This is a genomic window from Amycolatopsis sp. NPDC047767 (assembly GCF_040704195.1).
Lineage (GTDB): Bacteria > Actinomycetota > Actinomycetes > Mycobacteriales > Pseudonocardiaceae > Amycolatopsis.
In genome coordinates, this window is sequence record NZ_JBEYSJ010000008.1 from 132,355 (window position 1) to 153,759 (window position 21,405).

A 21,405-nucleotide genomic window follows, 5' to 3' on the forward strand; every position below is an offset into this window, starting at 1 on the left:
GCTCTAAGCTTGTAGCGTCGGCCACACCCGAGTCAAGGGCCGGTTTCCGGCCGGTTCCGGCGGAGAGGCAAGCGAATCGTGAAGCCCACCATGGAGGACGTCGCCGCGCGGGCGGGGGTTTCCCGGGCACTCGTGTCCCTCGTGATGCGGGGCGCGCCCAATGTTTCGGCGCTGCGCCGCGAAGCCGTGCTGAAGGCGGCCGACGAGCTGGGCTACTCGCCGCACGTGATGGCCCGCTCGCTCGCGAGCCGCACGTCGACCGTGCTCGGCGTGATGGTGAACGACCTGCGCAACGCGTTTTTCGCCGACGTGGTCGAGGGTCTCGACGCGGCGGCGCAGGCGGCCGGGTTCGATCTCATCCTCAACACCGGTGGCCGCGTGCCCTCGCGGGAGAGCGCCGCGTTGCGCAGCTTGCTGTCCTTCCGGCCGGCAGGGCTGATCCTGCTGTCGCCGGTGGTGCCCGCGTCGGCGATCGAGGCGGCGGCGCGCCAATGCCCGGTGGTGCTCGTGTCGCGGACTTCGCGCGCGGCCGGGGTGGACACGGTGAACGACGACGGTGAGGCGGGGTCGGCGCTCGCCGTCGAACACCTCGTGGGCCTGGGGCATCGCCGGATCGCGCACCTCGACGGCGGGGGAGCGGCCGGTGCCGCAGCACGTCGCCGGGGGTTCCGGCGGGCGATGACGGCGCACGGGCTGGAGCCGATCGTGGTGCGCAGCGAGCACACGGACACCGCGGGCGAGAAGGCGGTGCTGGAGCTGCTGAGCACGTACGACCGGGCCGAGGTGCCGACCGCATTGGTGGCCGGTAACGACTTCAACGCCGTGGGCGCGATCTCCGCGCTGGAGGACAACGGGTTTCGCGTTCCCGGTGACGTGTCCGTGGTCGGCTACGACAACACGTCGCTGGCTTCGCTGCGGCACGTCTCACTGACCACTGTGGACCAGCCGCGCACCGAGATGGGCCGGCTGGCGTTCGAAGCGCTGCTGGAGCGCGTGCGCGGCGAGCGCACGACGCCGGTCCGGCACCTGTTGCACCCCTCGCTGGTGGTCCGCTCGACCACCGCCGTTCGCTAGGAGCTCTCTCGTGACCGAACTCGTCCGGCACTGGATCGACGGCGCCCGCACGGCCGGCGTCTCGACCCGTCGTGGCGAAGTCTTCCAGCCGGCCACCGGCGAGGTGGCGCGGCAGGTCGTGCTCGCCGATTCATCCGATGTGGACACTGCGGTGGCGTCGGCGCTGAAGGCTTCGCGAGACTGGGCCGAGAGCTCGCTGGCGCAGCGCACGAAGATCATGTTCGCGTTCCGCCAGCTGGTGGACGCCCATCGCGACGAGCTGGCCGCGCTGATCACCGCCGAGCACGGCAAAGTGCTCTCCGACGCGGCGGGTGAGGTGCAGCGCGGGCTGGAGGTCGTGGAGTTCGCGTGCGGCATCGCACAGGTCCTCAAGGGTGAGCACTCCGAGCAGGTTTCGCGCGGGATCGACGCGTATTCACTGCGTCAGCCGCTGGGCGTGGTCGCCGGGATCACGCCGTTCAACTTCCCGGTGATGGTGCCGATGTGGATGTTCCCGGTGGCGATCGCGTGCGGGAACACGTTCGTGCTCAAGCCTTCGGATCGCGATCCGTCGGCGTCGGTGCGGCTCGCGGAGCTGTTCTCCGAGGCCGGGTTGCCGCCGGGTGTGCTCAACGTGGTGCAGGGTGACGCCGAGGCGGTGAACTCGCTGCTGACGCATCCGGACGTCGCCGGCGTGTCCTTCGTGGGCTCGACGCCGATCGCGCGGCACGTGTACGAGACCGCGACGGCGGCGGGCAAACGCGTGCAGGCGCTGGGTGGCGCGAAGAACCACATGGTCGTGCTGCCGGATGCCGACGTCGACGGTGCCGCCGACGCCGCTGTGTCCGCCGGGTACGGCAGCGCGGGGGAGCGGTGCATGGCGATCTCGGTGGTCGTCGCCGTGGGGGACACGGCCGATGAGCTGGTCTCGGCCATCGCTTCCCGGACCCGTTCTCTTGTCACGGGACCTGGGGTCGACGCTTCGTCGCAGATGGGTCCGGTCGTCACCGCTGCCGCGCGGGACCGGATCGTGTCCTATGTGGACGCCGGTGAACAGGCGGGCGCTTCGGTGGTCGTCGACGGCCGTGGTCTCGCGGCGCGGGAAGACGGCTTCTGGGTCGGCCCGACGCTGCTCGACCACGTGACGCCGGACATGACCGTGTACACCGACGAGATCTTCGGCCCGGTGCTGTCGGTGGTGCGCGCGGAGACGTTCGAGGCGGCGCTTGAGCTGGTCAACGCCAACCCGTACGGCAACGGTACCGCCGTCTTCACCACCGACGGGCTGGCCGCGCGCGAGTTCGAGCGCCGGGTGACCGTCGGGATGGTCGGCATCAACGTGCCCATCCCCGTGCCGATGGCCTACTACTCCTTCGGCGGCTGGAAGGACTCGCTCTTCGGCGACACGCACGTGCACGGCGCCGAGGGCGTGCGCTTCTACACCCGCACGAAAGCCGTGACCTCACGCTGGCCGCGGCAGCCCCACGGCGTCGACCTCGGTTTTCCCACGCACTGATTCGTTCTCGACCACGAGCAGGAGGCTTCCACGATGAGGTTGGGACTGGCGGGCACCGGCCGGATCGGCACCGCCCACGCCGAAACGCTCAAGGGCTTCGACGAGGTCTCCTCGGTGGTCGTCGCCGACGTCGACACCGCACGAGCCCAGGCCGCGGCAGCGAAACTCGGCGTCGAGGCCGCTTCCGGGATCTCCGAGCTGTTCTCTTCCGGTTTGGACGCCCTCGTCGTCACCGCGGCCACCGACGCCCACCCCGGCCTGATCATGAAGGCCGTCGACGCGGGCCTGCCGGTGTTCTGCGAAAAGCCGGTGGCCGCCGACATCACCGGGACCCTGGCGGTCATCGACCACATCGCGGGCTCGCCGGTGCCCGTCCAGATCGGCTTCCAACGCCGCTTCGACGCCGGCTACCGGGCCGCGCGCGCTGCTGTGCTGGATGGCTCGCTCGGCTGGCTCCACACCGTCCGCGCCACCACCCTGGACCCGGAACCCCCGCCCGCTGCCTACGTCCCCCACTCCGGTGGTCTCTTCCGCGACTGCGGCGTGCACGACTTCGACATCGTCCGCTGGGTCACCGGCCGCGAGGTCGTCCAGGTCTTCGCACTGGGCGCCAACCGCGGCGAGCAGTTCTTCGTCGACGCCGGCGACGTCGACACCGCCGCGGTCCTCCTGACCCTCGACGACGGCACCCTCGCCACCGTTTCGCTGACCCGCTACAACGGCGCGGGCTACGACGTGCGCCTCGAAGCCCTCGGCTCGCGCTCAGGCGTCGTGGTGGGCCTCGACGACCGCGCACCACTGCACTCCGTGGAGCCCGGCGTGGCCCCTCTGCCGGGCCCCGCCTACCCCGGCTTCATGGAACGCTTCCGCCCGGCCTACGCCGCCGAGCTCGCGGCCTTCCTGGACGTCGCCGCCGGCCGGGCGCCCAGCCCCGCGGGCGTGGGCGACGCGCTGGAGGCGTTCTACATCGCGGAGGCTTGCGAACTGTCGCGGCGGGAAGGGCGTCCGGTGCAGGTGAGCGAGGTTCGGCGGTAGGTCACGCTTGCCGCAGGACCGCTCTGGACGGGTCAGTCCGCGGCAAGTCCGTCGCATCCGGGAGGCGGGCCACGGCTCGTCTTGCCGGGTCGGCCGGTCAGAGGTCGAGGCGGGCGTCCACGTCGGCGCCGTGCACGTCGAGGTCTGCGCCGGCGCCGGTGAGCAGGCGGCGGGCGGCGGCGTTGTCCACGGTGGTCGAGGCGATGAACCTCGCCGCGCCACCGTCGCGCGCGGCTTCGAGCAGCACTTCCGTCACGCGCTTGCCGATGCCGAGCCCGCGCACCGAGCGGCCCAGCCACACGCCGGCCTCGACCTCGACGGCCGTGGGCCCGTGCACGGGCTGCAGGCGCGCCGCACCGGCCGCGCGGCCGTCGACCTCGACGAGCCACGTGGTTTCGATCGCGGTGTCCGGGTCGAGGCAGCGGCGCCGGTGGAACGCGAGAAACGCCTCGCGCCGCTCGGGCGTCCAGCCCGGCGGGCCCTCCACCGGAGGCATCACCTCGAGGGGGTCGGCGTCGGCGACCGCGGCCTCGAGCAGCCGGTGCAGGGCCGGCTCGTCGAGGGGGGTCAGCACGATCTCGGATTCGGAGGCTCCGGTCACGCCGGAAAGCTTGGCACGAGGATCTTGGGCGCGCGACCTGGTAATACGGCTTACCAACGTTGCCGTCAACGAGCAACGTGACGACTGTCCAGTGTGGAAAGACTCCACGGCGTCGCGGGGCGTCGCTAGGGTGGTCGGCGTTCGATGTCTTGGATGAGAACAGGAGCGGCCTTCGATGGAATACGTCCGGCTGGGCTCGACCGGCCTGCAGGTCTCAAGGGTGATCCTCGGCTGCATGAGCTACGGCGTGCCGGATCGCGGCCGCCACGAGTGGTCCCTCGGTCTCGACGATTCGCGCCCGTTCTTCCGTGAGGCGGTGGAAGCGGGCATCACCACGTTCGACACCGCCAACACCTATTCCGACGGCTCCAGCGAAGAGATCACCGGCAAGCTCCTCGGCGAGTTCACCCGGCGCGACGAGATCGTGATCGCCACCAAGGTCTTCAACCGCATGGGCCCCGGCCCCAACGGCGCCGGCCTCTCGCGCGGCGCCATCATGACCCAGATCGACGCCAGCCTGCGCCGCCTCGGCACGGATTACGTGGACCTGTACCAGATCCACCGCTACGACGAGAACACCCCGATCGAGGAAACCATGGAGGCCCTGCACGACCTCGTGCGCGCCGGCAAGGTCCGCTACCTCGGCGCCTCGTCGATGTGGGCGTGGCAGTTCGCGCAGGCCCAGTACGTCGCCGACCTCGGCGGCTGGACCCGCTTCGTCTCCATGCAGGACCAGTACAACCTCATCCAGCGCGAGGAAGAGCGCGAGATGCACCCGTTCTGCTTCGACCAGGGCGTCGGCGTGCTGCCGTGGAGCCCGCTGGCCCGCGGGCGGCTGACGCGCGATTGGGACGAATCGACGAAGCGCAGCGAAAACGACCGGTTCGCGGAGAAGCTCTACTCGCAGGCGGAGGAAGCCGACCGCCGGGTTTCTTCCGCGGTGGCGGAGATCGCTGCCGATCGCGGTGTTTCCCGCGCGCAGGTCGCCTTGGCTTGGATGCTGCACAAGCCGGCCGTCACGGCGCCGATCTTCGGTGCGACGAAGCCCGGGCACGTCGCGGACGCCGTGGCGGCCGTGGAGCTGGGCCTGACGGAGAAGGAGATGGCGCGGCTGGAGGAGCACTACGTGCCGCACGTTCCGGCGGGCTTCTGAGCTCTGGCCGAACGGCATCGGCGTCAGATGACTGACGCCGATGCCGTTGATCCGCGGCGGCCTGGGCCCGGAAGAACGAGCGGGCGATCGTCGACCCCGGCGCGCCGCTGTTGCGCAAGAAGCGGGTGACGGCAGCCGGCATCGACGACGCCTCAGTCCAGCTGCAGTTCCGGCGAGTACATGTCGAACCAGTGGTACAGGTCCAGCGCCCGGTCCATCCCGACCCGCTGCGTCTGCTCGATCGACACCGGGTCCACTTCGGACACCTTCGTGAGCCACTCGCGGCTCACGAGCTGGAACACCGGGTTGTCGTGCTCCGCCAGGACTTCCTTCACCTGCTGCTGCAGCGCGGCGGGGTAGCCGGGGTCCTGGGTGGACGGATACGGGCTCTTCACGCGGTCGCGCACCGAGTCCGGCAGGACGTGCTTGGTCGCGTGGCGCAGGAGGCTCTTCTCGCGGCCGTCGAAGGTCTTGAGCGACCACGGCGTGTTGTAGACGTACTCCACGAGCCGGTGGTCGCAGAACGGCACGCGCACCTCCAGGCCCACGGCCATCGACGCGCGGTCCTTGCGGTCGAGCAGCATGCGCACGAAGCGGCTGAGGTGGAGGTTGCAGATGGTGCGCATGCGCGCCTCCTGCTCCGACTCGCCGTCGAGGTGCTCGACCTTGTCCACGGCGGTGCGGTACTGGTCGGCCACGTAGTCGCCGAGGCTCAGGTGCGTGGCGACGTCGGGGCGCAGCAACGCTTCGCGCTCCGTCATCAGGCCCGAGCGGAACGCCAGCCACGGGAACGTGTCGGCGTGCACCGACTCGTCGTGGAACCAGCGGTAGCCGCCGAACACCTCGTCGGCCGACTCGCCCGACAGGGCCACCGTTGACTCGCCGCGGATCGCCTTGAACAGCAGGTACAGCGACGTGTCCATGTCGCCGAGGCCGGCCGGGATGTCGCGCGCCCGCAGCACGGTGCGGCGCACCTCCGGGTCGGACAGCTCGCCCGGGTTGAGCACCACGTCCTGGTGCGCCGAGCCGACGAGCTTCGCGACGTCGCGGATGAACGGCGAGTCCGGGGTGTCGCGCATCTCGTCGGGCTTGAAGTTCTCCTCCTGGCCCGTGAAGTCGACCGAGAACGTGCGCAGCTGCTCACCCTGCTCGGCCAGGCGCGCGGCCGCGAGACCCGTGACGGCGCTGGAGTCGAGCCCGCCCGAGAGCAGCACGCAGCGCGGCACGTCGGCCACGAGCTGGCGGTTGACGATGTCGGTCATCAGCTCGCGCACGCGCGCGACGGTGGTCTCCTGGTCGTCGGTGTGCTGCTTCGCGTCGAGCTTCCAGTAGGTGCGGGTGCGGATGCCGTCCTTCGACACCGTGACGACGGTGCCCGGCTCGACCTCGGCCATGCCCTTCCACAGCGACCAGCCGGGGCGCTTGGTGAACGCCATCAGCTCGCGCAGCCCGTCGCTGTCGACCACGCGCTTCGCCAGCGGGTTGGCCAGGATCGCCTTGGGCTCCGAGCCGAACAGCACGCCATCGCGAGTCGGGTAGTAGTAGAACGGCTTGATCCCCATGCGGTCGCGGATCATCACGAGCTTCTGGTCGCGCTCGTCCCAGATCGCGAACGCGTACATGCCGTTCAGGTGGTCGACGACCTGGTCGCCCCACTGCAGGTACCCGTGGAGCACGACCTCGGTGTCGCTGTCGGTCTCCCACGTGTGCCCGAGCTTCGTGAGTTCTTCACGAAGTTCGGTGAAGTTGTAGGCCTCGCCGCTGTAGACCATGGAGATCTCGCCGTTGGGCGTGCGCACGCTCATGGGCTGGCGGCCGCCCGGCAGGTCGATGATCGCGAGCCTGCGGTGCCCGAGCGCGACGTTGCGGCGCACCCACGTGCCACGGTCGTCCGGGCCGCGGCACGCCATCGTCTCCGTCATCGCGTCGACGATCTCCTGCCGTTGCGACAGGTCAGAGTCGTAGGAAACCCAGCCGGCGATTCCGCACATCCGCGTGCCTCCGTGATTTTGCTTAGGTAATACAACTATTCGAAACACTGGTGTAACACAGCCGGGTGGGGCATGTCTGCCCGAATTGCACGCTCCGTCGTAGATCCACTACTTATTGTGGTGTGAGTCACTCACCAACTACTTGGCGTCACCGGTCAAGATCGACCGAACGCCACGAGGTACCAGGCGAACGGCGGTGGTGGGGGTCACCCGGCGTCAAGAACGCGTAAATGGCCCAGGAGGCCGCGTCAAGGAGGCGTCAGACCGTCTCCATCACGGAGCGCTACGACCGCACAGTTGCGGTCGTCCAACGGTCACCCGCCCCGGGTGACCTGTCTTGAGAGGTGCCTTGTGGCCGACTTGTTGTACGTCTTGCTGACGATCGGCGTGTTTGTGGTCCTAGCCCTGACGCTGCGCGGGATGGAGAAGCTGTGAGCGGCGCCGGCACCGTGGCCAACATCGTCGGCGGACTGCTGGCGCTGGGTCTGATCATCTACCTGTTCATCGCACTGGTGAGGCCGGAGAAGTTCTGATGAGTGATGTCGGCGCCGGCCTCGTGCAGGTCGGTCTACTGCTGGTCGCCCTCGCGGTGGTCTACAAGCCGCTCGGCGACTACATGGCCCGGGTCTTCTCGAGCGAGAAGCACTGGCGGGTCGAAAAGGTCTTCTACAAGGTCGTCCGCGTGAACCCGGACTCCGAACAGCACTGGAAGACGTACGCGTCCGGGGTGCTCGGGTTCTCGTTCGCGTCGGTCATCCTGCTGTACCTGCTGCAACGCCTGCAGGCGGTGCTGCCGTGGAACTTCGGCCGCGGCCCCGTGTCGCCCTCGGTCGCGTTCAACACGGCGGCGAGCTTCGTGGCGAACACGAACTGGCAGTCCTACGTCCCCGAGACGACGATGGGCCACTTCGTCCAGATGGCCGGCCTCACCGTGCAGAACTTCGTGTCGGCGGCCGTCGGCCTCGCCGTCGCGATCGCGGTGACGCGCGGGTTCATCCGCTCGAAGACCAACCGTCTCGGCAACTTCTGGGTGGACCTGGTCCGCGGCTCGATCCGCGTGCTGCTGCCGATGGCGTTCGTCTTCGCCATCGTGCTCATCGGGCTCGGCGTGGTGCAGAGCCTGCACTCCGGCGTCGCGGTGACGAACCCCGACGGCAGCCAGAGCACCATCGCGCTGGCGCCCGCCGCGAGCCAGGAGACGATCAAGGAGCTCGGCACCAACGGCGGCGGGATCCTCAACGCGAACTCCGCGCACCCGTTCGAGAACCCGAACGCGTGGACCAACCTGATCGAGATGTTCCTGATCCTCGTGATCCCGGTCAGCCTCACCCGCACCTTCGGCAAGCTCGTCGGCAACAAGAAGCAGGGCTACGTCCTGCTGTCGGTCATGGGCGCGATCTGGGGCGCGATGCTGGCCTTGATCTGGAGCTCCGAGTCCCTCACCAACAGCCCCGCCGCGCTGGCCGCGGGCGCCAACATGGAGGGCAAGGAACAACGCTTCGGGCTGAGTCTCACGTCGATCTTCGCCGATACGACAACGGGTACGTCCACCGGCGCGATCAACGGCGCCCACGACAGCCTCTCGGGTCTCGGCGGTGGCGGCACGTTGCTGAACATGCTCTTCGGCGAGATCTCGCCGGGCGGCGTCGGCACGGGCCTCTACGGCATCCTCGTGATGGCCGTGATCGCGATGTTCCTCGCGGGCCTGATGGTCGGGCGCACTCCGGAGTACCTGGGCAAGAAGCTCGGCAAGCGTGAGGTCACGGCCGCCGCGATCTCGATGCTCGCGATGCCGACCCTGGTGCTCGTCGGCGCCGGGATCTCGCTGGCCCTGCCGTCCACGCAGAGCGCGCTCGGCAACCCGGGGGCGCATGGCCTGTCGGAGATCCTCTACGGGTACGCGTCGACCGCCAACAACAACGGCAGCGCGTTCGGCGGCCTGACCGCCACGAGCGACTGGTTCCAGTCGTCGTTCGGCGTCGCGATGCTGCTCGGCCGGTTCATCCCGATCATCGCCGTGCTCTGCCTGGCCGGTTCGCTCGCCCAGCAGAAGAAGGTCCCCGAGACCGCGGGCACCTTGCCCACCACCGGACCGCTGTTCGGCACGATGCTCGCCGGCACCATCGTGCTCGTCGCGGCTCTCACTTTCGTCCCGGCGCTCGCGCTCGGGCCCATCGCGGAGGCGTTGGCATGACCGTCACCGAAACCCCTCGAAGTCCCCTCGAGGACCAGCAGCACCACGCGGAGAACGCGGGCCGGGTCGGGGCCGGCGCGTTCAACGCGCGTCAGCTCTGGCTCTCGATGCCCGAGGCGCTGCGCAAGCTCAACCCGAAGCACCAGCTGAAGAACCCCGTAATGTTCGTGGTGTGGGTCGGTTCGGTCCTCACCACGGTGTTCGCGATCGTCGACCCGAGCGTGTTCGCGATCCTGGTCGCGATCTGGCTGTGGCTCACGGTGCTGTTCGCGAACCTGGCCGAGGCAGTCGCCGAAGGGCGAGGCAAGGCGCAGGCCGAGTCGCTGCGCAAGTCCAAGAAGGAAACGATCGCGCGCCGGCTCACCGAGGACGGTTCCGAGGAGAGCGTGCCCGGTGTCGACCTGCGGGTCGGCGACCTGGTGGTCGTCGAGGCCGGCCAGATCATCCCCGGTGACGGTGACGTCGTCGAAGGCATCGCGACCGTCGACGAGTCGGCCATCACGGGCGAGTCGGCCCCGGTCATCCGCGAATCGGGCGGCGACCGCTCGGCCGTGACGGGTGGCACCACGGTGCTGTCCGACCGGATCGTCGTGAAGATCACGACCAAGCCCGGTGAGTCCTTCGTGGACCGCATGATCGCGTTGGTGGAAGGCGCTTCCCGGCAGAAGACGCCCAACGAGATCGCGCTGACGATCCTGCTCTCCACACTCACGATCATCTTCGTGCTCGCCGTGGTGGCGCTGCAGCCGATGGCCGGGTACTCGGGCGCCGAGCAGTCGGTGATCGTGCTGACCGCCCTGCTGGTCTGTCTCATCCCGACCACGATCGGCGCGCTGCTGAGCGCCATCGGCATCGCGGGCATGGACCGGCTGGTGCAGCGCAACGTGCTGGCCACCTCCGGACGCGCGGTGGAAGCCGCGGGCGACGTCTCGACGCTGCTGCTCGACAAGACGGGCACGATCACCTTCGGCAACCGCAAGGCGACCGAGCTGATCCCCGTCGGCGGATCCACCATGGACGACCTGGCCCGCGCGGCCCGGCTGTCCAGCCTCGCCGACGGCACGCCCGAGGGCCGCAGCATCATCGAGCTGATCGCGGCGAACCACGGCCTGCCCGAGAAGGCCGGCGACGACGAGAAGCTCGCCGAGTTCGTGCCCTTCACGGCGCAGACGCGGATGAGCGGTGTCGACCTCGGCGACCGCGAGGTCCGCAAGGGCGCCACCTCGGCCGTGCGCCAGTGGGTGCGCGAGCGCGGCGGCGAGATGCCGGACGAGACCGAGCGGATCGTCGACGAGATCAGCCAGCAGGGCGGCACGCCGCTGGTGGTCGCGGAGTCGGCCGGCGGGCGGGCGTTCGTGCGCGGCGTGATCCGGCTGTCCGACGTGGTCAAGCCGGGCATGAAGGAGCGCTTCCAGGAACTGCGCTCGATGGGCATCAAGACGGTGATGATCACGGGTGACAACCCGCTCACCGCCAAGGCCATCGCCGAGGACGCGGGCGTCGACGACTACCTCGCCGAGGCCAAGCCCGAGGACAAGATGGCGCTCATCAAGAAGGAGCAGGAGGGCGGGCGGCTCGTCGCGATGACGGGTGACGGCACGAACGACGCTCCCGCGCTGGCGCAGTCGGACGTCGGTGTCGCGATGAACACGGGCACGTCGGCCGCGAAAGAGGCCGGCAACATGGTCGACCTCGACTCGAACCCGACCAAGCTCATCGAGATCGTGGAGATCGGCAAGCAGCTGCTCATCACGCGCGGTGCGCTCACCACGTTCAGCGTCGCCAACGACCTCGCGAAGTACTTCGCCATCCTGCCCGCGATGTTCACGAGCATCTTCGCCCAGCTGGGCGCGCTGAACATCATGCACCTGGCGACCCCGCAGTCGGCCATCCTCTCGGCCGTCATCTTCAACGCGCTGATCATCGTGTTCCTGATCCCGCTCGCCCTGCGCGGCGTGCGCTACAAGCCCTCGTCGGCTTCCGCGCTGCTGCGCCGGAACCTGCTCATCTACGGCCTCGGCGGCATCGTGAGCCCGTTCCTCGGGATCTGGATCATCGACCTGATCGTGCGGCACATCCCTGGAATCGGGTGAATCAGATGAACACACTGGTCAAGCAGACCTGGGCGGGTCTGCGCGTTCTGATCGCACTGACGATCATCCTCGGCATCGTCTATCCGCTGGCCGTCTGGACGATCGGCCGGATCCCCGGTCTGCAGGGCAACGCCGAGGGATCGGTCGTCACGCAGAACGGGCAGGCCGTCGGGTCGTCCCTCATCGGCATCGACCCGGTGCCGGCCGACCCCGCGCACGACCCCTGGTTCCACAACCGGCCGTCGGCCGGCTCGAAGGACGCGCTCGGCCCCGGCGACCCGTCCGCCTCGGGCGCGTCGAACAAGGGCCCGTTCAACGAGGACCTCGTGAAGACCATCACCGAACGCAAGGACGCCATCGCGAAGCGGGAGAACGTCGCCCCGGCCCAGGTGCCGGCCGACGCCGTGACCGCTTCCGGTTCCGGCCTGGACCCGTCGATCAGCGTCGCCTACGCCGATCTGCAGATCCCGCGCGTCGCGATGAACACGGGGCTGAGCGAGGACAAGGTGCGCCAGCTGGTCGAGGCGAACACCTCCGGTGCCGGCATCGGTGTGCCGGGCGTGAACGTGCTGCTGCTCAACTTGGCCGTGCATTCCGCCGCGCCGGGAGCACACTGACAACGTGAGCACACCGAGTACGACCCCGAAGCCGCGCCGAGGAGAACTGCGGATCTACCTCGGCGCGGCTCCGGGCGTGGGCAAGACCTTCGCGATGCTGGGCGAGGCGCGCCGCCGGCTGGAACGCGGCACCGACGTCGTGGTGGGCCTCGTGGAGACCCACGGCCGGCAGAAGACCGCCGACCTGCTCGACGGCCTCGAGATCGTGCCGCGGCGCACGGTCAGCCACCGCGGGCACGAGTTCGCCGAGATGGACCTCGAAGCGATCCTGAAGCGCGCGCCCGAGGTCGTCGTCATCGACGAGCTGGCGCACACCAACGTGCCCGGCGCGCGCAACGACAAGCGCTGGCAGGACGTCGAGGAACTGCTCGAGTCGGGGATCGACGTGCTGTCCACGGTCAACGTGCAGCACCTGCAGAGCCTCAACGACGTCGTCGAGCGCATCACCGGCGTCACGCAGCAGGAGACCGTGCCCGACGAGGTCGTGCGCAAGGCCGAGCAGCTGGAGCTCGTGGACATCACGCCGGAGGCCCTGCGGCGCCGGCTCGCGCACGGCAACGTCTACCCGGCCGAGCGCATCGACGCCGCGCTGGGCAACTACTTCCGCCCCGGCAACCTCACCGCGCTGCGCGAGCTGGCGCTGCTGTGGGTCGCCGACCAGGTCGACGTCGCTCTGCAGCGCTACCGCGCCGAGCAGAAGATCACCGACACGTGGGAGGCGCGCGAACGCGTCGTCGTGTCCATCACCGGCGGACCCGAGAGCGAGACGCTCATCCGGCGCGCGAGCCGCATCGCCACGCGCGCGGGCGCGGAGCTGCAGGTGGTGCACATCCTGCGCGGCGACGGTCTGTCCGGCCTCAGCCCCACGGCCATGGCGCGCAGCCGCACGCTGGCCGAGGAGGTCGGGGCCACGTTCCACGCGGTCGTCGGCGACGACGTGCCCACCGCGTTGCTGGACTTCGCACGCGGGGTCAACGCCACGCAGCTCGTGATCGGCACGTCGCGCCGGTCGCGCGTGGCGCGGCTGTTCGACGAGGGCATCGGCGCGGCCGTGGTGCAGCAGTCCGGCTCGATCGACGTGCACATGGTCACGCACTCCTACGCCGGCGGCCGGCTGCGGGCGCGGCTCGGCGCGAGCCCGCTGGCGCCGTCGCGGCTCGTGCTGGGCTGGCTGCTGAGCCTGGCGCTGCCGATCCTCGCGACCGGGCTGGGCGTGCTGCTGCGCGACACTGTCGAGTTCTCCACCGATGTGATCCTCTACGTGCTCGCGACGGTGATCGTCGCGCTCGTCGGCGGCCTCGGCCCGGCGGTGGTCGCGGCCGTGTTCGGCGCGGGCCTGCTCAACTTCTTCTTCACGCCACCGCTTTACACGCTCAACGTGCACAGTCCGCAGAACGTGGTCACGCTCGTGGCGATGATCGTGGTCGCCGTGCTGGTGGCCCTCGTCGTCGCCTCGGCGGCCCGGCGCGGCAGCCAGGCCGCGCGGGCGCGCACGGAAGCGGCGCTGCTGGCGTCGTACGCACGAACGGTGCTGACCAACCCGAACCCGATCGAGCGGTTGCTGGAGAAGGTGCGGGAGAACTTCGGCCTGACGTCGGTGACGTTGCTGGAGAAGAAGAACGGCGCGTGGCACAAGGTCGCGATCGCCGGGCAGTTCCCGTGCGCCGACCCGGACGAAGCCGATGTGGACATCGCGGTGACCGCCGACGTCCACCTGACCCTGCGCGGCCGGGCGCTGCCCGCGGCCAACCGGCGGGTGCTGGAAGCCGTGGCGGGGCAGGCGCTGCTCGCCCTGCGCCAGCAGCGGATGGCCGCGGCCGCGGCGGAGGCCGAGCGCAAGGCCGAGGCGACGGAGCTGCGAACCACGCTGCTCTCGGCTGTCGGCCACGACCTGCGCACGCCGTTGACGTCCATCAAGGCGGCGATCGGCAGCCTGCGCGCGCCCGACCTGTCCCTGTCCGAGGAGGACACGGGCGAGCTGCTGGAGGCCATCGAGCTCTCGGCCGACCGGCTCGCCGGGCTCATCGACAACCTGCTCGATTCCTCCCGCCTGGCCACCGGCGCGGTCACGCCGCACCTGCGGCCGGTGGGCTACGACGAGGTGGTGGCCCACGCACTGTCCAACGTGGACAATTCGCGCGACGTGAAGGTGGGCGTGGACATGAGCCTGCCTTCGGTGCTGGCCGACCCCGGCTTGCTCGAACGGGTGATCGCCAACGTCCTCGACAACGCCCTGCGCCACGGCGGCGGCGTGGTGTCGGCGCGGGCGAGCGCGCACTCCGAGTACGTGGAGCTGCGGATCGTGGACCACGGCCGCGGTCTGCGGAAAGGCACGGCGGACTCGGCGTTCGCGCCGTTCCAGCGGCTCGGCGGCGACCGCGACTCGACCCCCGGCGTGGGGTTGGGGCTGTCGGTCGCGAAGGGCTTCATCGAGGCCATGGGCGGCAGCATCCGGGCCGAGGACACGCCGGGCGGCGGTCTCACCGTGGTGATCTCGTTGCCCGCCTACACCGGGCAGAATCCGGACAAGGACCTCCTCAAGATCGACGAGGCCGCCGGCTCAGTCGCCGACGAGGCGGTGGAGGGAGTGGGCACGTGAGTCCCGACAAGGCGGCCACCGTGCTGGTGGTCGACGACGAACCGCAGATCGTGCGCGCGCTGCGGATCAACCTCAACGCCCGCGGGTACAAGGTGATCACGGCGCACGACGGCACCGCGGCGCTCAAGGCCGTGGCCGAGACGAAACCCGACGTGGTGGTGCTCGACCTCGGGCTGCCCGACCTCGACGGCACCGAGGTGATCGCCGGCCTGCGCGGCTGGACCACGGTGCCGATCATCGTGCTCTCCGCGCGCGGCGACTCCGCCGACAAGGTCCAGGCGCTCGACGCGGGCGCCGACGACTACGTGACCAAACCGTTCGGCATGGACGAGCTGCTCGCCCGGCTGCGGGCTGCCGTGCGACGCTCCACTGTGGCCGGCTCCGACGGCGCGGAAGCCGTGGTGGACACCGGTTCCTTCACGATCGACCTGGCGGCGAAGAAGGTCCGCCGCGACGGGCGCGAGGTGCACCTGACCAAGACCGAGTGGGGCGTGCTGGAGCTGCTGGTGCGCAACCGCGGCCGGCTGGTGGCGCAGAAGCAGCTGCTGCACGAGGTGTGGGGACCGTCGTACGAGACGGAGTCGCACTACCTGCGCGTGTACCTGGCACAGCTGCGGCGCAAGCTCGAGCCGGAGCCCTCCCGCCCGCGGCACCTGCTGACGGAACCCGGGATGGGCTACCGCTTCGAGGTCTGAACACGACGATGGCCGCCCCGCGGGGCGGCCATCGTCGTGTTGTCAGCTGGTGGGGCCGGTCGGGTCGGTCGTGCGAACGTCCGTGGAGGACGAGACCGGCGGCGAGCTCGGCGGCTCACCGCTGCTGCTCGAACCGCCGCCACCGCTGCTGCTGGACGGCGGGTTGGACGGATCGGTGGGTGTGGTCGGGTCGCTCGGCTTCGTCGGCGACGTCGGAGTGGTCGGCGTCGACGGCGGCGGGTCGCTGCGCGGCGTCGTTGTCGGGCTCACTGTGTTGCCGCCGGTGGGGTGCTGCCCCGGGTTGCCAGGCTGACCTGGCGGGTTGTTCGGCGGCGGGATGACCACCGTGGTGGTCGGCACGCCGTCGGAGCCCGTGGAGACCACGGTCGTCGGGGTCGAGGGGACCGAGGTCGGGTCGCCCGGGGTCGGCTCGCCGGTCACGGTCATCGGGGCGCCCGGCACGGCGTTGCCCGGCACGACCTGCGAGCTGCCCGGCAGGGTGCCCTGGCCGCCGCCGGGGACGGTGGTGGACGTGGCGGTGGTGCTGCCCGGGCCGGCCAGTTCGGCGACCGCGGCGAAGGCCGTGGCGACCACGAGCCCGCTGACGCCGAGGATGGCGTAGCCGGCCCGGTTCATCAGGCCGCTCGCGGCCTTCGGTGGTGCGACGGAGATGCGTGAGCTCGGATCCGGCCCGTCGGGACGGGACATGCAGGCTCCTTACATGCGGTTCATCGCTGTACAGGTCGGGGCAGTCAGGACGACGCCGTCCCTCGGCGTCGCCGGTGCCCCTGGCTTTCGGGCACCACATCCCGACGTCGGAAGTCGTGGCGCGGTTCGGTCCGGCTCCCCGGAGTGGTTCGGGGGATCGGGGTGCCGGACGCGGACCCCGGCCGGGAGATTATCACCGCCTGTGACCCATTCGCGCAGGTACGGGGCCTGCCCCGTCACTGTCCGCAGCGGGTGGCGTGGGGCAGGATGGACGCGTGAGTGAGGAAGAAACACACATCCGGCTTTCGGCGTGGGTCCACGGGCGAGTGCAGGGGGTCGGTTTCCGCTGGTGGACCCGGAGCCGTGCGCTGGAACTCGGCCTGGTCGGCTTCGCGCGCAACTTGCCCGACGGGCGTGTCGAGGTGGTAGCGGAGGGTGGTCGAGACCACTGTGAGCGGTTGTTGGCCACCCTGAAGTCGGGAGAATCACCCGGAAGTGTGGATCACGTCGTCGAGCGCTGGAGCCCGGCGAAGGGCGGTCTGACGGGGTTCGTCGAGCGCTGACCGGCAGCGCCGGGGGCATTGCGCCGCCCGGGTGACCGCTGTGACGGGTGGGACACAAGGGGTTGCCGGTGCGCTGCGTTCTGTGCTAGGCGCGCCGGGAGAAGGCGGCCTCCCGCGATCACGGCGGGTGCCCAGGTAGCCTTGGCGGACTGTAGAGCCAGTACTCGCGGCCGGAAGGGTCAGCACCACGTGCACCTGAAAAGCTTGACGCTGAAGGGTTTCAAGTCCTTCGCCTCGGCCACCACGCTGCGGTTCGAACCCGGGATCACGTGCGTGGTCGGGCCCAACGGTTCGGGCAAGTCCAACGTTCTCGACGCGCTGCGCTGGGTCATGGGCACCCAGGGCGCGAAGGACCTGCGCGGCGGCAAGATGGAAGACGTCATCTTCGCCGGCACCGCGGGCCGCGCCCCGCTGGGCCGCGCCGAGGTCACGCTCACCATCGACAACGCCGACGGCGCGCTGCCGATCGAGTACACCGAGGTCTCCATCACGCGCCGTATGTTCCGCGACGGCGCGAGCGAGTACGAGATCAACGGTGACCGCTGCCGCCTGATGGACGTGCAGGAACTGCTGTCGGACTCCGGTATCGGCCGCGAGATGCACGTCATCGTCGGGCAGGGGCAGCTGTCGGCGATCCTCGAGTCGAAGCCCGAAGAGCGCCGCGCCTTCATCGAGGAGGCCGCGGGCGTCCTCAAGCACCGCAAGCGCAAGGAACAGACCCTGCGCAAGCTCGCCAACATGCAGGGCAACCTCGACCGCCTCGGCGACCTCACCACCGAGCTGCGCCGCCAGCTCAAGCCGCTGGGCAAGCAGGCCGAGATCGCGCGCAAGGCCCAGTCGGTGCAGTCCGAGCTGCGCGACTCCCGCCTGCGCCTGCTGGCCGACGACCTCGTGACCCAGCGCGACGCCATCGCCCGCGAAGAGGCCGACGAGCGCACCGCCCGCCAGCGCCGCACCGAGGTGGAGCAGGCCCTGGAGGTCGTGGCCGCCGAGGAGACGGAGCTGGAGGCCTCGCTCGCCGAGGACGCGCCGAAGCTGCAGACCGCGCAGGAGACCTGGTACAAGCTCTCCGCGCTGGCCGAGCGCCTGCGCGGCACCGTGCGCCTGGCCGTGGAGCGCCAGCGCCACCTGTCCTCCGACGTCTCGGCCCCGACGGGCGGACGTGACCCGGAGGAGCTGCTGGCCGAGGCCGAGCAGGTTGCCGAGCGCGAGCAGGAGCTCAACGAGGCCGTGATGGAGGCCCGTGAGCTGCTCGCCGAGACCGTGCTGCGGCGCGAGGACCTCGAACAGCGCGTGCAGGCCGCCGAACGCGCTCACTGGGCCGCGGTGCGCGCCATCGCCGACCGCCGCGAGGGCATGGCGAAGCTGACCGGCCAGGTCGAGGCGTTGCGCAGCAAGAACGGCGCCACCGCCGACGAGATCGACCGCCTGTCGGTGTCTCTGCAGGAGTCCGCCGAGCGGGCGGAGATCGCGGCCGACGAGCTCGAAGAGGCCAAGGCCGAGGGTGGGGTCGAGGAGTCCGACGACGCCGACCTGATGCAGCGCCACGACCGCGCGGTCGAGGCCAACAACGCCGCCAAGGCGCGCGTCGAAGAGCTGGTGAAGGCCGAGCGCTCCGCCGAACGCGAAATCGCGTCGGAGCGGGCGCGCGTCGAAGCGCTGTCGATGGGCCTCAAGCGCAAGGACGGCGCCGGCGCGCTGCTGGGCGCGTCGCACGAGCTGCCGGGCCTGCTGGGTTCGGTCGCCGCGCTGCTCACGGTGGAGCCGGGCCACGAGGTGGCGCTGGCCGCCGCGCTCGGGCCGGTGGCCGACGCCGTGGCCGTGGCCGGCGGCGAGCAGGCGCTGACCGCGCTGAAGTACTTGAAGGACACCGATTCCGGCCGCGCCGGCATCGTCCTCGGCGGCTCCGGCTTCAATGCGTCCACTGTGGACACATCGTCGTGGCCGATGCTGCCGTACGGCGCCCGCTGGGCCCGCGAGGTCGTGACCGCGCCCGACCAGCTGCGCCCCGCGGTGGAGCAGGCGCTGGACAAGCTGGCTCTCGTCGACGGCCTCGACGCCGCGCGTCAGCTGGTGGCGAGCCACCCGGACGTGCGGGCGGTGACGCGCGAGGGCGACGTCTTCGGCGCCCGCTGGGTCGCCGGTGGCTCAGCTGCACGCGAGAGCGTGATCGAGGTCCAGGCGGCCGTCGACGAGGCGGGCGAGCGGCTGCGCACGGCCGAGCGCGCGCTGGAACGGCACACCGCCGAGCTGGAAGGCGCCCGCGCCGAGCAGCAGGCCCGGCGCGAAGAGGTCGGCCAGGCCAAGGACGCCCTCGGCGACGCGAAGGTCCGCAAGGCGCGTTCGTCGGAGCGGCTGAACCGGATGCAGCAGGCCGCGCGCTCGGCGCAGGCCGAGGTCGAGCGGCTCGCCGGGCAGCGCGCGAAGGTCGAGCAGAGCCGCGAGCAGGCGCTCGCGCAGCTGGCCGAGCTGGAGGAACGGCTCGCCGCCGTCGCCGAGCAGCCGGTGGAGGACGACCCCGACACGGCCGAGCGCGACGAGGCCGTGGAACAGCTGACCGTGGTCCGCCAGGAGGAGATGGAGGCGCGGCTGGCGCAGCGCACCTCCGAGGAGCGGGCGCGCAGCATCGCCGGGCGCGCCGAGTCGCTGCGCCGCGCGGCCCGTGCCGAGCAAGAGGCCCGGGAACGCGCGGCCAAGGCCCGCGAGGCGCGCGAGCGGGGCGCCGCGATCGCCAACGCCGTGGTCAACGCCGGTGAGCTCGCGCTGGAACGCATCGAGCACTCCGTGCAGCGCGCGGCCGCCGAACGCGACGAAGCCCAGGCGCAGCGCCAGACCCGCGAGACCGCGCTCACCGCGGTGCGTGCCAAGGTCCGCGAGCTGTCCGGCGAGCTCGAGAAGCTGACCGACGCCGTGCACCGCGACGAGGTGCTGCGGGCCGAGCAGCGGCTGCGGCTGGAGACGCTCGAGGCCAAGATCGCCGAGGACTTCGGCATCGGCCTCACCGACCTCGTCCAGGAGTACGGCCCCGACGTGCCGGTGCCGCCGAGCGCCGGCGAGATGGCCGAGTACGAGGCGGCGAAGGAACGCGGCGAGGACGTGACCATGCCGCCGCCCATGCCGTACGACCGCGACACGCAAGCCCGCCGCGCCAAGCGCGCGGAGAAGGACCTGACGCTGCTGGGCAAGGTCAACCCGCTGGCGCTGGAGGAGTTCGCGGCGCTGGAGGAGCGCTACAAGTTCCTCTCGACCCAGCTCGAGGACCTCAAGGACACGCGCAAGGACCTCGAAGCCGTGATCCGGCAGGTCGACGAGAAGATCCTCGAGGTCTTCGCCTCGGCCTACGCCGACGTGGCGCGCGAGTTCGAAACCGTGTTCAGCGTGCTGTTCCCCGGCGGCGAGGGCCGCATGGTCCTCACCGAGCCCAACGACCTGCTCGCCACCGGCGTCGACGTCGAGGCGCGCCCGCCGGGCAAGAAGGTGAAGCGGCTGTCGCTGCTCTCGGGCGGCGAGAAGTCGCTGGTGGCCGTGGGCATGCTCGTGGCCATCTTCCGCGCCCGCCCTTCACCCTTCTACGTGATGGACGAGGTCGAGGCGGCGCTCGACGACACCAACATGCGCCGGCTGATCGGGTTGCTGGAGCAGCTGCGCGACTCGTCGCAGCTGATCATCATCACCCACCAGAAGCCGACCATGGAGATCGCCGACGCGCTCTACGGCGTGAGCATGCAGGGTGATGGCATCACGAAGGTGATCTCGCAGCGCCTGCGTGCCGAAGACGAGGAGCCGGTGCCCGCGGGCTGACTCCGGACGTGCGAAAAGGGGCTTTCCCGGGTGACCGGGGGAGCCCCTTTTCCGTTGTTGCTTTCAGTTCGCGGTCCAGAAGGCGTACTCGGCCGAGTACGGCGTGGAGGTCTGCTGACCCGTGGTGCACGCGCCCTTCGGGGCGAGGCCGCCCTTGGTGGCCAGCCGTTGCACGTAGGTGACGGTGCCGAACACGCCCTTGCCGGTGTCCTGGTCGGACTTGAGCAGGAGCTCGGGGATCGCGTCGGTGTGCTGCACCGCCTTGCCGGGCACGGCGGTGGCGGCGACCGTGCTACCGTCCACAGTGGACGTCCACACCGGTCCCTTGCTGTGCAGGGCCACGGCCTTGCCGTTGTCGGACATGATGGCCGCGGGCTGGATCAGGGTCCACGCGCCGTCGGTGCAGCCGTAGATCTGCACGCCCTCGCCGTGGAAGGTGGCCACGCGCTTGTTGCCCGGCGGCACCTGCACCTGCGCGGGGGCTGCGATCACCTCGGGGGTGCCGTCCTGGGTCCCGGCCTGGTCCTGCGCCTGCGTTCCGGCCTGGGCGCCGGCCGCCGCCTTCGCCGGCGCGCCCGGATCGGCCGCCGCGGCCCCGGAGGCTGACGAACACGCCGTCGCACCGCCCAGGAGGATCATCGAACCTGCCGCCAGTGCCAGAGAAATCCGCTTCATCGTCCCCGCCTGATCCGGGCCCGCCGTCCGGTGGCGGGCGCTCGTCAGATGCACGAGCGCCCACCCCGGGACGGTTCACCCGATGGGGGAAAATTCTCGCCGGGGTGATCA

General features: G+C 70.4%; 16 protein-coding genes. 12 read left to right on the forward strand and 4 right to left on the reverse strand.

Features of this window, described 5'->3' with window-relative positions; translation table 11 throughout:
- Nucleotides 1-75: 75 nt before the first annotated feature.
- The 3 genes from AB0878_RS17045 to AB0878_RS17055 are packed head-to-tail and all read left to right on the forward strand — an operon-like array spanning nt 76 to nt 3,604.
- Nucleotides 76-1,074, forward strand: a complete 999-nt coding sequence (locus tag AB0878_RS17045; RefSeq protein WP_366581112.1) for a LacI family DNA-binding transcriptional regulator — start codon at nt 76-78, stop codon at nt 1,072-1,074.
- 10 nt (nt 1,075-1,084) lie between these two features.
- Entirely contained in the window at nt 1,085-2,569 is a 1,485-nt protein-coding gene (locus AB0878_RS17050) for a CoA-acylating methylmalonate-semialdehyde dehydrogenase (protein WP_366580796.1), read from the forward strand.
- Nucleotides 2,570-2,602: 33 nt separating this feature from the next.
- Nucleotides 2,603-3,604, forward strand: coding sequence for a Gfo/Idh/MocA family oxidoreductase (locus tag AB0878_RS17055; RefSeq protein ID WP_366580798.1), 1,002 nt, complete (start codon nt 2,603-2,605; stop codon nt 3,602-3,604).
- 97 nt (nt 3,605-3,701) lie between these two features.
- Here the strand turns inward: AB0878_RS17055 and AB0878_RS17060 are convergent, their stop codons facing one another.
- On the reverse strand, nt 3,702-4,205 hold the full coding sequence (locus AB0878_RS17060) for a GNAT family N-acetyltransferase (protein ID WP_366580800.1): 504 nt from the start codon (nt 4,203-4,205) through the stop codon (nt 3,702-3,704).
- Nucleotides 4,206-4,380: 175 nt separating this feature from the next.
- Between AB0878_RS17060 and AB0878_RS17065 the strand changes: the two genes are divergently transcribed.
- Nucleotides 4,381-5,358 carry an aldo/keto reductase gene (locus AB0878_RS17065; protein WP_366580802.1) on the forward strand — a complete coding sequence of 326 codons (978 nt, stop codon included), beginning with the start codon at nt 4,381-4,383 and terminating at the stop codon, nt 5,356-5,358.
- Between the two features lie 152 nt (nt 5,359-5,510).
- Here the strand turns inward: AB0878_RS17065 and asnB are convergent, their stop codons facing one another.
- Nucleotides 5,511-7,349 (reverse strand): asparagine synthase (glutamine-hydrolyzing), encoded by a 1,839-nt coding sequence (gene asnB / locus AB0878_RS17070; protein WP_366580804.1) that lies wholly within the window; start codon nt 7,347-7,349, stop codon nt 5,511-5,513.
- Nucleotides 7,350-7,780: 431 nt separating this feature from the next.
- Here asnB and kdpF point away from each other — a divergent pair, with 431 nt between their 5' ends.
- The 6 genes from kdpF to AB0878_RS17100 are packed head-to-tail and all read left to right on the forward strand — an operon-like array spanning nt 7,781 to nt 15,547.
- Nucleotides 7,781-7,882, forward strand: a complete 102-nt coding sequence (gene kdpF / locus AB0878_RS17075) for a K(+)-transporting ATPase subunit F (RefSeq protein ID WP_326569282.1) — start codon at nt 7,781-7,783, stop codon at nt 7,880-7,882.
- Nucleotides 7,882-9,543 (forward strand): potassium-transporting ATPase subunit KdpA, encoded by a 1,662-nt coding sequence (gene kdpA, locus AB0878_RS17080; protein ID WP_366580806.1) that lies wholly within the window; start codon nt 7,882-7,884, stop codon nt 9,541-9,543. Before kdpF ends, kdpA begins: the two co-directional genes overlap by 1 nt.
- Nucleotides 9,540-11,636, forward strand: coding sequence for a potassium-transporting ATPase subunit KdpB (gene kdpB, locus AB0878_RS17085; protein WP_366580808.1), 2,097 nt, complete (start codon nt 9,540-9,542; stop codon nt 11,634-11,636). The genes kdpA and kdpB overlap by 4 nt, the downstream gene beginning before the upstream one ends.
- Before the next feature lie 5 nt (nt 11,637-11,641).
- The gene (locus AB0878_RS17090) at nt 11,642-12,253 is read left to right on the forward strand and encodes a potassium-transporting ATPase subunit C (protein WP_366580810.1); all 612 of its coding nucleotides are present in this window, start codon (nt 11,642-11,644) and stop codon (nt 12,251-12,253) included.
- A 4-nt stretch (nt 12,254-12,257) separates the two neighbouring features.
- Nucleotides 12,258-14,852, forward strand: a complete 2,595-nt coding sequence (locus tag AB0878_RS17095; RefSeq protein WP_366580811.1) for a sensor histidine kinase KdpD — start codon at nt 12,258-12,260, stop codon at nt 14,850-14,852.
- A complete protein-coding gene (locus AB0878_RS17100; RefSeq protein WP_364065569.1) occupies nt 14,849-15,547 on the forward strand; it encodes a response regulator in 699 nt (232 codons plus the stop codon). Before AB0878_RS17095 ends, AB0878_RS17100 begins: the two co-directional genes overlap by 4 nt.
- A 42-nt stretch (nt 15,548-15,589) precedes the next feature.
- Here the strand turns inward: AB0878_RS17100 and AB0878_RS17105 are convergent, their stop codons facing one another.
- A complete protein-coding gene (locus AB0878_RS17105; RefSeq protein WP_366580813.1) occupies nt 15,590-16,255 on the reverse strand; it encodes a hypothetical protein in 666 nt (221 codons plus the stop codon).
- Nucleotides 16,256-16,530: 275 nt separating this feature from the next.
- Here AB0878_RS17105 and AB0878_RS17110 point away from each other — a divergent pair, with 275 nt between their 5' ends.
- Both AB0878_RS17110 and smc read left to right on the forward strand, forming a co-directional pair.
- Nucleotides 16,531-16,818, forward strand: a complete 288-nt coding sequence (locus AB0878_RS17110; protein WP_366580815.1) for an acylphosphatase — start codon at nt 16,531-16,533, stop codon at nt 16,816-16,818.
- 189 nt (nt 16,819-17,007) lie between these two features.
- Entirely contained in the window at nt 17,008-20,619 is a 3,612-nt protein-coding gene (gene smc / locus AB0878_RS17115) for a chromosome segregation protein SMC (protein WP_366580817.1), read from the forward strand.
- Nucleotides 20,620-20,682: 63 nt separating this feature from the next.
- On the opposite strand, the gene AB0878_RS17120 is transcribed toward smc, so the two are convergent.
- Nucleotides 20,683-21,294: a DUF3455 domain-containing protein gene (locus tag AB0878_RS17120; protein WP_366580819.1), complete on the reverse strand. Its 612-nt coding sequence runs from the start codon at nt 21,292-21,294 to the stop codon at nt 20,683-20,685.
- Between the last annotated feature and the right edge of the window lie 111 nt (nt 21,295-21,405).